This window comes from Agreia sp. Leaf335 (assembly GCF_001423605.1).
Lineage (GTDB): Bacteria > Actinomycetota > Actinomycetes > Actinomycetales > Microbacteriaceae > Agreia.
This window is the reverse complement of the sequence record NZ_LMOQ01000001.1, coordinates 85,636-97,315: the sequence shown is the minus strand read 5'-3', so window position 1 is coordinate 97,315 and position 11,680 is coordinate 85,636. Positions and strand designations below refer to the sequence as shown.

General features: G+C 69.2%; 5 protein-coding genes. 2 read left to right on the top strand and 3 right to left on the bottom strand.

What is annotated here, in order from left to right; translation table 11 throughout:
• Window positions 1-272: 272 nt before the first annotated feature.
• Window positions 273-5,189, top strand: coding sequence for a DUF3320 domain-containing protein (locus ASF79_RS00515; RefSeq protein ID WP_055850706.1), 4,917 nt, complete (start codon window positions 273-275; stop codon window positions 5,187-5,189).
• 6 nt (window positions 5,190-5,195) lie between these two features.
• Here ASF79_RS00515 and ASF79_RS00510 read toward each other — a convergent pair whose 3' ends face one another.
• The 3 genes from ASF79_RS00510 to ASF79_RS00500 form a co-directional block, all read right to left on the bottom strand.
• Window positions 5,196-6,512 carry an APC family permease gene (locus ASF79_RS00510; protein WP_055850702.1) on the bottom strand — a complete coding sequence of 439 codons (1,317 nt, stop codon included), beginning with the start codon at window positions 6,510-6,512 and terminating at the stop codon, window positions 5,196-5,198.
• Between the two features lie 147 nt (window positions 6,513-6,659).
• Window positions 6,660-10,127 carry a proline dehydrogenase family protein gene (locus tag ASF79_RS00505; protein WP_055850699.1) on the bottom strand — a complete coding sequence of 1,156 codons (3,468 nt, stop codon included), beginning with the start codon at window positions 10,125-10,127 and terminating at the stop codon, window positions 6,660-6,662.
• Window positions 10,128-10,238: 111 nt separating this feature from the next.
• Complete coding sequence (locus ASF79_RS00500) at window positions 10,239-11,189, bottom strand: DNA-3-methyladenine glycosylase family protein (protein ID WP_055850696.1); 951 nt, start codon at window positions 11,187-11,189, stop codon at window positions 10,239-10,241.
• A gap of 152 nt (window positions 11,190-11,341) precedes the next feature.
• Here ASF79_RS00500 and ASF79_RS00495 point away from each other — a divergent pair, with 152 nt between their 5' ends.
• Window positions 11,342-11,659, top strand: a complete 318-nt coding sequence (locus tag ASF79_RS00495) for a hypothetical protein (RefSeq protein ID WP_055850691.1) — start codon at window positions 11,342-11,344, stop codon at window positions 11,657-11,659.
• Window positions 11,660-11,680: the final 21 nt, after the last annotated feature.

The window sequence follows — 11,680 nt, the reverse complement described above, 5'->3', positions numbered from 1 at the left end:
AGCAGCCACCGACACTGGGTCGATTCGCGCATTCAATACCTGATCAGGTGATATGGCTGTGGATAAGTGCAAAACAGGCAACCTGTGGAGGAGCAGTCGACGCGCGTAGGTGAGTCCGGGATCGTTCGATCCGGCCGCCCGATTTCTCCGAGCACGGCTCGGCACATACGCCCCGCGCACACCAGCGGCGACACTGGATGCAAGGGGAGATACGCACCATGGAAAACAACACCGGCGAGCCAGTCAGGCGCGCACCGAGACACGCAGCACCGATGATCGACGGTGACGAACCCACGGGCGACGCTCCCCTCGAAGACGCCCCTCTCGAAGACGCACCAGTCGAAGACGCCCCGGTCGAAGACGCTCCCCTTACCGACGCATCCCCAGGCGCATCCCCCATCGACCCCGAAGACGCCGTCGTGCTCAGCCGCCTCGAGCGCAACGACGACTCCCCCGCGCGGGTACGCAACTGGAAGCGCGACCTGCTCGACCTCACCCTGCGCAATCCGCTGCTCAACATGCCGCGCACCCAGAAGGTGCTCGACCTCGTCGTGCCGCCGGGCCTGCTCCCCTCGATCGACGACGCCGTGCACGCGGGCCGCAAGCTGCGCCTCTCGAGCGGCCTCGACGCATCCGGCCGCAAGCGGGTCGACGGCATCGACTCGCACACGCCGCTCGCGCACGACGAGCTGAGCGCCGTCTTCCGCACCTCGCGCACGCTCTTCTCCCAGCTCGACGATGAGAAGCACCGCAAGCAGCTGCGGGCCATGAAGCGCGAGGCCGAATCCCTCGAGCAGGAGACGGGCAGCAATTACCTGTACCTCACGCTCGGCACGCTGATTCACACACGACCGGATGGGCGCGAGGCCCGTGCTCCCCTGTTCCTCATGCCGGTCCGGCTCACCGGCGGCCTGTCGTTCACCCCCTACTTCCTCGCCGCCGAGGGCGACGATCTGGCCACTCCCAACCTGTGTCTGCTGCAGTGGTTCGAGACCACGCAGGGGCTCGACCTCTCCGAGCTGCGCGAGCCTGCCATCGACGACTCGGGAATCGCGATCGAGGCGGTCTTCGACGGAATCCGCCGCCAGCTCGCCGAAGCCGAGCTGCCCTACCGACTCGAGGAGTCGGTGAGCCTGGCCATCCTGCGGTTCTCGACCTTTCAGATCTGGAAGGATCTCGAGCACAATTGGCGCTCTCTGCTCTCGAACCCCGTGGTCAGGCACCTGGTCGAACGACCCGGCGAGACCTTCGTCGAGCCGGCCGGCAACGCCCGGCCCGAGATCGATGAGGCCGCTCTGAGACTGCCGATCGCGGCCGACGGCTCGCAGATGGCTGCCGTCGTGCGCGCCACGAGCGGCCAGTCGTTCGTTCTCGAAGGCCCTCCGGGCACCGGCAAGTCGCAGACCATCACGAACCTCATCGCGCACGCACTCACCGAGGGCAAGACGGTGCTGTTCGTCGCCGAGAAGCAGGCCGCCCTCGAGGTCGTGAAGAGGCGCCTCGACGCCATCGGCCTCGGCACGTTCAGCCTCGAACTGCACGGTGCGAAGCAGTCGATGAACACGATCCGCGAGCAGCTGCGCGAGTCGCTGCGCCTGCGGGTGCCCACCGACCCGCACGCGTGGGCGCTGGCCGACACACGGTTGCGTTCGGCGATCGCCGAGCTCGACCGGCATCCGGCGCGCGTGCATTCGCCCAACGCCCTCGGCTACACGGTCTGGTCGGCATACGACGCACTCGCGACGCTCGGCGAAGGGCCCACGGCGGCCGTGCCCGCGAACTGGCTCACGACGACCCCCGAGGAGAGCCCCACGATTCTCACCCGCGACTTCCGCGACGCCGCGCAGCGCTTCGGGCTGCGCCCGGGCCACCCATGGCTCATCGCCGGGGCGACCGATCCGGCCCAGCTGCAGGTTGCTCCGGTCACCGACTCGCTGCGCGATCTCGCAGCCGTTCGCCCCCGTCTCGACGAGCTCTCGTCCGAGGCTCGCCTCGCCCTCGGAGACCTTCGCCCGGCGACCGAGCTGCCCGTCGCATCCCGCCTGCTCGAGGCCCGGTCGCGCGGCCTGCTGCCGGCGACCGACGCGCTCGCGACCATCGACCGATCGAGCTGGCGCGAGGCATCCGATGCCCTGCGCGCCGGGCTCGTCGACTACCTCGAGCGTCACGCCACTGTGCTCGCGAATGCGTCTGCCGCGGCGATCGAGGCGCCCAAGCTCGACGAGTGGGCCGAGCGGTCTGGCACTCTCGACGCCGCCTGGTTCGTGCCCGAGCTGCGTCGCCGCTCGATCCGCGCGGGTCTGCGGCCACTGCTGCGCGCCGGGTTCGAGCCGAGCGGCAAGGCGGTCACGCCGCTGCTCGTCGGGCTTCAGGCCGCACGATCGGATGCGCAGGAGCTCCAGCGCCAGGCGGCCGCTCTGGCGGGACTCGTCCTCCCGACCGGCTGGCAGCCCTACGCGCCCGACGCGAAGAACGTGCTCGACACGGCTGTGCGCACCTCACTCGGATCGGTCTGGCTGGCGAAGCGCACTCCGCGCGCCTGGGGCTGGATCTCGAACGCGCGCGACGCCGGCGAGGCCGACGCCGCGGTGCGCGACGGCGCGATCGTGCGCGACATCGACGCCAGCTGGAACCGCTGGCTCGCCGCCGTCGGGGCCACCGGACTGACGGTTCGGCAGTGGGCTCACGGCCGCGACTGGGTCTCTGCCTGGGCCACCGACGAGGTCGCCTGGCTCATCGACGTGCGCGCCACCGGACTGCTGCAGCTTCAGCGCTTCGCTGAGACGCGGCGCCAGCTCGAGCACCTGCGCGAACTGGGTCTCGCAGGCTTCAGCACGCAGTTGGCGACGGGCCAGATCGAGGCGGCCGACGCATCCGAGGCCCTTCTGCGGGGGCTCGCCACGGCGTCGCTCGACGAGCGACTGGCGGCGACCCAGCTCGACAGCTTCGATGGCGACGCCCAGGACCGAAGCGTCTCGGCGTACCGAGACCAGGGCGCCCTCGTGCGAGAGCAGCTGCGCAGCGAGCTCGCCTCCGAGCTGCTCGCCGCCCGGCCCTTCGACGCCGACGAGTTGCGCGGCGAGGTGGCAGAGCTCGCTCGCCAGATCGAGCGCAAGCGCGGGGGGCTCGCCTTCCGCGAGGTGGCTCGCCGCTACCCGCGAGCGCTCACCTCGATCGTGCCCGTGTTCCTCATGAGCCCCGGCTCGGTGGCGCACTTCCTCGATCCCGACAGCATCGAGTTCGACCTGGTGATCTTCGATGAGGCCTCGCAGATCAGGGTTCCGCAGGCCATCGGCGCGATGGGCCGCGGCAAGGCCGTGATCGTGGTCGGCGACTCGAAGCAGATGCCGCCCACGCGCATCATGCAGGTGGATGCGACGGGTCCCGACACCCCGGCACCCGGGCGCGACGAGCCGCTGGTCGTCGAAGACCTGGAGTCGATCCTCACCGAGTCGGTGGAGTCGGGGCTGCCGCAGCTCTGGCTCAACTGGCACTACCGCAGCCAGGACGAGAGCCTCATCGCGTTCTCGAACGCCGCATACTACGGCAACAAGCTGGTGAGCCTGCCGTCGCCCAGCAGTGCCGGAGCGAAGGCGACCCCGGCCGGCTCGACCGCCACCGGCCTCAGCTGGCGCCGCGTCGACGGCGTCTTCGACCGCGGACGCACGCGCACGAACGAGGTCGAGGCGCAGGCCATCGTCGACGAGATCGTCTCGCGCCTGCGCGCCCCCGCCACGATGCGCGAATCGATCGGGGTGGTCTGCTTCAACGTGCAGCAGCGCGACCTGATTCTCGACAAGCTCGAAGACAGCACCGACCCGGTCATCCAGAAGGCGCTGCTCGCGGCCCCGGGATCGGAGCTCTTCGTGAAGAACCTCGAGAATGTGCAGGGCGACGAGCGCGACACGATCCTGTTCTCGTTGGCCTTCTCGAAAGACCCCGACACGGGCACGCTGCCTCTGAACTTCGGGCCGCTCAATCTGCCCGGAGGCGAGCGCCGGCTCAACGTGGCCGTGACGCGCGCCAAGCGGCAGGTCGTGCTGTTCAGCTCGTTCGACGCGGCCGACATCCAACTCACCCGCTCGCGCGCTCAGGGCATCGCCGACCTCAAGGCGTATCTGACCTTCGCCGCGACCCGCAGCGTCGGCGCGCTTCCCGGCGGAGGTCGGGGCGGAGCGCAGGATGCGGTGACCGGCAACCACGGGCGATTCGTCGACGAGATCGCCACCGCCCTCCGCGATCGTGGCCTCGAGGTCGAGACCGGCCTCGGGCTCTCGTCGTTCACCGTAGACCTCGCCGTGCGCCGTCCAGGCAACACGTCGTGGGCCGTCGCCGTGATGGTCGACGGGCCCGGTTGGGCTTCGCGGGCCACGGTCAGCGACCGCGACGGCGCGCCGAACCTGCTCGTCGACGTGATGTCGTGGCCGGCCGTGATCCGGGCCTGGTTGCCCGCGTGGATCCGTGACCGGAGTGCCCTCATCGCTCGCATCGTCGTCGCTGTCGACCACCCGGCCAGTGCGCGACTGCCCGACGCGGATGCGGCCCAGGCCGTGCGCGACGCCGGCAAGGCGGCCGATCGGGCTGCTGCAGACGCTGCGGCCGAGAAGGCGTTCCCGACCGCCGTGTCGACGTCGACGCTCGCGCGCGAGCTGCCCGTGTTCGAGGCCGCGGACGACAGCGCGATCCATCCGCAGTCCGCTCTCGACAACATCGACTCCGAGCCTGTCATCCGGTCGATGGCGGCAGACATCCTCGAGGCCGAGGGGCCGATCCCGCTCGACCGCCTGATCGGCACGATCGCCCACCGCTTCGACTACACCCGGGTCGGCGATGCGAAGCGCGCCCTGTTGCAGCAGATCGTGCGCAAGGAGTTCGCGGTCGCCCCCGATGACTTCGTGTGGCCGGCGAGCCTCGACTCGTCGAGTTGGCGGGGTGCACGTCGCACCTCGTCGAGCGCTGTTCGGCCCGTCACCGACGTGAGCCCGCAGGAGATCGCGAACGCGATCGAACTTCTGCTCGCCGAATCGCTGTCCATCGACTCCGACGAGCTGCTGCGCGAGACCGCCTCGGTGCTGGGCTACTCGAGACTCACAGAGCAGACGCGCACGTGGATCGAACGCGGCCTCGCGCTGGCTCTCTCCGAGAACAGAGTGCGGCGCGAGGGCACGAGGCTCGTTCGGGCGCAGTAGCCGTCGCTAGTTCAGTCGCGGCGTGCGCGTGCGCACTTCGCGCAACACGAAGCCCGCGACGACGACGAGTGCTCCCGTCACGACCGCGGGTAGCGGCAGCGTGATCACGAGCACCGCGCAGCCGAGCGCTCCCAGCACGCTCACCGCACGCGGATACCGTCGAAACGCCCGGGCCTGCCGAAACGCGGCCAGGTTCGCGACGAAGTAGTACAGCAGCACACCGAACGACGAGAACCCGATCACTCCGCGCAGATCGGCCGCGAGCACCAGCACCACGACCACGGCGCCCACCACGAGCTCCGCGCGATAGGGCGTCTTGTAACGCGCATGCACCGCGCTGAACCACCGCGGCAGATCTCCCTCGCGCGCCATCGCGAAGGCGGTGCGGCCGAGCCCGGCGATGAGCGCCAGCAGCGCGCCGAGCGAGGCGAGAGCGGCCCCGATGCGCACCAACGGCGCGGCCCACGCCCATCCATTGGTCGTCACGACGTCGACGAGCGGGTTGTCGGTGGCCGCAAGACCGGATGCGCCGAGCGCCCCGAGCGCGGTCACGCCGACCGCGGCGTAGATCACCACCACGACCGCGAAGGCGATGCCGATAGCCCGAGGAATGTTCTTGGCCGGGTTGCGCACCTCTTCTCCGAGGGTGGCGATGCGCGCGTACCCCGCGAAGGCGAAGAACAGCAGACCAGCCGACTGCAGAACGGCGAGTGGACCGCCGATCGCGCTTTCCGCCTCGGCGTGCGCAGGAACTGTGCCCGAAAGCCTCCATTCCCCGCCCCCGCCGAACCACGATTGGAGGTATTCGGGCACAACTACCCAGCTTCCGCCGATCACTCCGGATGCGATGACCACCGCGAGCAGCGCCAGCACCGGAATCACGATCACCTTCGTGAGCAGTGCGGTGCGGGTGATGCCGAAGAGGTTCACCGTGACGAGCACAACGACCACGGCGACCGCGACCGGTCGAGCCCACTCGGAGGGGACGGCGTAGGCAGCGAACACCATGGCCATGGCGGCCGAGCTGGCGGACTTGCCGATGAGAAAGCTCCAGCCGGCGGCGAAGCCCCACCGCGGTCCGAGCTCCTCGCGGCCGTAGACGTAGCTTCCCCCGGCCGACGGATACTGCGCCGCCAACTGCGCTGACGACGACGCGTTGCAGAACGCGACGATCGCCGCCACGACCAGACCCACGAGCATCCCGGCCCCCGCGATCTGCGCTGCAGGCTGGAATGCGGCGAAGACTCCCGCGCCGATCATCGACCCGAGACCGATGAAGACGGCGTCACCCAGACCGAGGCGCCGTTCGAGGCGGGATGACATCACGCGCGAACGCTAGGGCACCGAGGTGAACACCAGGTGTCGCAGCGGCGAGATGACACTTCGGGCGAGTGCAATCGTCACCTCAGCGGTGCCGGCGCACCCGAATCGTCACCTCAGCCCCGCGCAGCCGCAGCAGGCCGGCGGCAGCTACAGCAGTCCGTCGGTGACCGCGCTCGGGTTGCCGAAGCGGTGGTTCGTGATGCTCACCGCCTGCTCGCGCACGAAGGGAAGCAGCTCGATGCGGCCGGCGCGCGTGACCTCACCGGCGTACACCGCGACATCCGGTTCGTCGCCCAGCGCGTCGGCGAGCTGCGTGGCCGAGCCCCCGATGAGCCGGATGCGCGGGGTCGAGACCCCTTCCGCGGCGACTCGCGCGAGCCACGCCTCGTCGCTCTCGATGGTGACGCGCACGGCCCACTCCTTGAGCAGGGCGCGCATCGGCCGTGGAAGCTTGTGCGCCGACGAGAGGGTGACCTTCGACCGCGCGAGCGTGGCCGCCGAGAGCACGCGGAGCAGCTCGTGCCGCTCGCCGTCTTCCGACAGTCGCACCGTGACCGGAACCGGGCGATAGCGCAGCACATTGCGCTCCACTCCGAGACCCGAGCGGTCGACGGGCGCGAACGAGTCCGACCAGGCGACCGCGTCGCTCTTTGCTCCACGGCGGGCGATGTCGAAGTGGTTCCAGTCGAGGCCCGCCTGTGCGGAGTCGAGCAGCGCGCCGACGCGTCCGTCGAGCCCCGCGTTGCTGAGGCCCTGACTCGGCGTGCCCTCTTCGGTCATCCATGAGCCCAGGTGCACCAGATAGTTCGGCCCCCCGGCCTTGGCGCCAGCACCCACCGCCGAACGCTTCCATCCGCCGAAGGGCTGCCGCTGCACGATCGCGCCGGTGATCCCTCGGTTCACATAGAGGTTGCCGGCCTCGACGGTGGCCAGCCACTGCTCGATCTCGGCCGCGTCGAGGGAGTGCAGCCCCGCTGTCAGCCCGTAGTCCGTGCCGTTCTGGAACTCGACGGCCTGCTCCAGCGTCGACGCATGCATGATCCCGAGAACGGGGCCGAAGTACTCCGTGGTGTGGAACGCGGAACCCGGCAGGACGCCCTCGCGCACGCCCGGGGTCCAGAGTCGTCCATCGGAGCTGCGCCGCACGGGTTCGACCAGCCACTTCTCACCGCCGCCGAGAGTGCTCAAGGCCTCGAGCAGCTTTCCGTCGGCGGGCTCGATCAGCGGACCCATCTCGGTGAGCGGGTCGGATGCGTAGCCGACCCGCAGCGACGACACCGCATCCACGAGCTGTCGGTGAAAGCGTTCGGACCGAGCCACCGAACCGACGAGGATCACGAGCGACGCGGCCGAGCACTTCTGGCCCGCGTGACCGAAGGCGCTCTTCACGATGTCGGCAACCGCGAGGTCGAGGTCGGCGGCCGGAGTGACGACGATGGCGTTCTTGCCGCTCGTCTCCGCGAGGAGGGAGAGATCGCGGCGCCACGAGCGGAAGAGCTTCGCGGTCTCGTAGGCACCGGTGAGGATGACCCGGTCGACGCTCTCGTGGGCGATCAGCTGTCGAGACAGGTCGCCCTCGTCGATGTCGACAAGCGCGAGGAGCTCGCGTGGGATGCCGGACTCCCACAGGGACTCGACGAGCACTGCGGCCGAGCGTCGCGCCTGCGGCGCGGGCTTGATGATCACGCCGCTCCCGGCCGCCAGCGCAGAGAGCACCGAGCCGGCGGGGATCGCGACGGGGAAGTTCCAGGGCGGCGTCACGACCGTGAGCGCCGACGGCACGAACACGGCACCGTCGACGCGGTCGAGCTCCTCGGCGCGGGCCGCGTAGTAGTTGGCGAAGTCGATCGCCTCGCTCACCTCGGGGTCGCCCTCGGCGATGGTCTTGCCGGTCTCCGTGGCCATGACCTCGATGAGTCGGTCGCGGTTGCCCTCCAGCGCCAGCGCTGCACGCCGCAGAACGGCCGCACGCTCGACTCCGGTCTGCATGCCCCAGCGGGCTCCCGCATCGCGAACCGACTGGATGATGCCATCCAGAACGGCGGAGTCGGTGACCCGGGCCGCCTCGATCGTCTCGATACCGATGCGGTTGCTCGGCCCGACGAGGCTCAGGATGCGCCGGCCCCAGCTGCGATTCGCAGCCAGCGACGGGTCGGTGTCTGCTGTGTTCTCGAACTCGGTGGCGCGCACCAGTTCAGAGAGATCACCGCGATCCTGGGTGCGGCGGCGGCTCGGCACGTCATCGCCCAGGGAATCGACCGAGGTCAAGAATCGGTTCTTCTCGTGTTCGAAGGCCGTGTCGCTCGCTGCGATGTCGAAGACGCTCGACATGAAGTTCTCGTCGCTCGCATTCTCTTCGAGGCGACGCACGAGGTAGCTGATCGCGACATCGAACTCTTTGGGATGCACGACGGGCGTGTACAGCAGCAGCTGGCCGACCTCGCGGCGAACCGCATCGGCCTGGGCCGTCGCCATGCCGAGCAGCATCTCGAAGTCGATGCTCTCGGTCACACCACGGTTCTTGGCCAGCAGCCAGGCGAGCGCGATGTCGAACAGGTTGTGACCGGCGACCCCGATGCGCACGGCATCGGTGCGCTCGGGCGTCAACGCCCACTCGAGCAGGCGCTTGTAGTTCGTGTCTGTCTCGCGCTTGGTGTCGTAGGTTGCGAGCGGCCACCCGTGGATGGCCGCATCGACGTGTTCCATGGCGAGATTGGCGCCCTTGACGACGCGCACCTTGATGGGGGCCCCGCCACGCGAACGACGCGCGGCCGCCCAGCTCTGCAGGCGCTGCATCGCGCCCAGCGCATCCGGCAGATAGGCCTGCAGCACGATGCCGCCCGTGTAACCGAGCAGTTCTTCGCGGTCGAGAATCCGCATGAACACCGCGAGGGTCAGGTCGAGGTCGCGGTACTCCTCCATGTCGAGGTTGATGAACTTGTTCTGAGGCAACGCGATCCGGTACAGCGGCAGCAGGGTCTCGGCCACGCGCTCGACAGTCTCGTCGAATGCCCACATAGAGAGGTCGCTCGCGACAGCCGACACCTTGACCGAGACGTAGTCGACGTCGGGTCGGGCCAGCAGCTTCTCGGTTCCCTCGAGGCGGCGCCGTGCCTCGGCCGAGCCGAGGACGGCCTCTCCGAGCAGATTGAGGTTGAGCCGCGATCCGTCGGAGCGCAGTTTCGCGATGGCCAGCCCGAGCTTTGCCGGAGTCGCGTCGACCACGAGGTGTCCGACCATCTGCCGCAGGACCTTGCGAGCGGCCGGCACGACGACGCCGGGAACGACCTCGCCGAAGACTCCGCCGGCGACGACGGCGCTGCGCAGGTACCACGGCAGAAAGGCGGGCACCCGACTCCCCAGAGCCTGCAGGTTCTTGGCGGCGACCGCAGTGTCTTCGGGCCGGGCGACGCCGTCGACGAAGCCCACGGTGAATGCGAGGCCGTCGGGGTCTTCGAGCACCCCGGCGAGACGCTCGGCCGACGGGTCGGGAGCCACGTCTTTCGACTCGTCGAGCCAGCGACGCACGAGCGCCACGGCCTGCGCCGCAAGATCGGCGGGCGTAAGGCTCGGATCGGCCTCGAAGTCGGGCGAGTTCGGGTTCGCAGAGGTCACTCTTCGAGGATATGACGTGCGTGCCCACAACGGTCGGAGGCGGAGCGCAGCCCGCAACTATGCTCGACGCCCGAGCGCCGCGGCTCTGCCCTGCGAAACCGACTCACCGGGTCAGTGCGACCGGTGATCCTGGATCGTCATTCGCGCGCCATGCCGGGGCTTGGCGAAGCCGCTGGCCAGAATGAGGCGCACGATGCGTTGTCGGTGTCCGCGCCACGGTTCGAGCAACTCGAGCATGCCGTCGTCGTCGACGGGCGAGCCGGTCAGCGCATAGCCGACGTGAGCGGCGAGGTGATAGTCGCCCACGCTGACCGCGTCGGCATCACCGTGGGTGCGCTGCGTCGTCTCCGCGGCCGTCCACCGGCCGATACCCGGCAGTGTCTGCAGCCGTTTCGCGGCCGTCTCCGCATCCACCGTCGCCGCCCGCTCGAGGGCGGTGGCGATCTGGCATGCCGACACCACCGTGCGGCTGCGACGCGGGTCGACCCCGGCGCGATGCCACTGCCACGACGGAACCCCGCGCCAGATGTCGGCGTGCGGTGCGACGTGCATGCCAGCGGGGGCCGGACCCGGCGCGACGTCTCCGTGGATTCGGATGAGCTTGTACCAGGCCCGGTGCGCCTCGAGCGTGGTGACCTTCTGCTCGATGATCGCGGGCACGAGCGCCTCCATCATGAGTCCCGATCGGCTGAGCCGCATGCCCGGGTTGCGCCGCCGCACCTCCGCGAGCGCCGGATGGGTGTGCAGTGACAGCTCGGACCAGTCGTCGTCTGCGCCGAGAAGGGCGGGAACCCGTTCGATCACCCAGTGCGCGCCGCCGCCCCAGGCGAATGCCTCGATGCCGTGCCTGCGTTGACGCAGAAGCAGAGTCGCAGCGCCGATGGGCGTTCGCACGGTGCGCCAGAACCCCTCGCCAGTCGCGCGACAGGTCGGGTCACCCGTGCCCCTGCTGTGCACGCCCATGGTGCGCGCCACGTCGACCTCGTGCGTCGGCGCGTAGACCGTCTGCACAGGCGCGGTGGCGACGACATCGGATGCCGTGGGGGCCGCTTCGAGAGTCATGGTGACGGCAGGCTAACCCGAGGCTCAGACAATCGCCGCATCGACGCGTGAAGGCGTCTCGTATGTCACTGCCTCTGACGCGCTAGATTGTGGCATCGGCGTGCTTCGGCTCCTGCGTGTCGCGTTGGCGATCGACCGCGGAGGGAGTTGTCATGAAGCGCCCACCCGACCTGCCTGCTCTGCCCGCGCTCCTGCTGATCTTCATCCGGGGCGTCGCGCTGTGGCTGCTCGTTCCGTTGGCATTTCTGTTCTGGGCGTTGGCGTTCCTCTGGATCTTTCGCTACTCCAGATCGCTCCCCCAGTTCGTTTCCTGGGTCGACTTCAACTTCTGCGTAGCTCTTCTGCGAGGACCCCTTCGTCCCCTTGTTCCTGAACAGCACCTCGATTGGCTGCCGCTGAGTCGAATCAGAGAGCTCACGGCTCGCACCGGCAGAAACGAGTTCTGGGATTTCACGGGCTTCGACGCGTGAAGGCGTCTCGTCACAAGCCGT

Bases quoted from the DNA above. Each gene is read 5' to 3' on its own strand.
- ASF79_RS00515 (WP_055850706.1), top strand. From the start codon at position 273: ATGATCGACGGTGACGAACCCACGGGCGACGCTCCCCTCGAAGACGCC.
- ASF79_RS00510 (WP_055850702.1), bottom strand. From the start codon at position 6,512: ATGTCATCCCGCCTCGAACGGCGCCTCGGTCTGGGTGACGCCGTCTTC.
- ASF79_RS00500 (WP_055850696.1), bottom strand. From the start codon at position 11,189: ATGACTCTCGAAGCGGCCCCCACGGCATCCGATGTCGTCGCCACCGCG.
- ASF79_RS00495 (WP_055850691.1), top strand. From the start codon at position 11,342: ATGAAGCGCCCACCCGACCTGCCTGCTCTGCCCGCGCTCCTGCTGATC.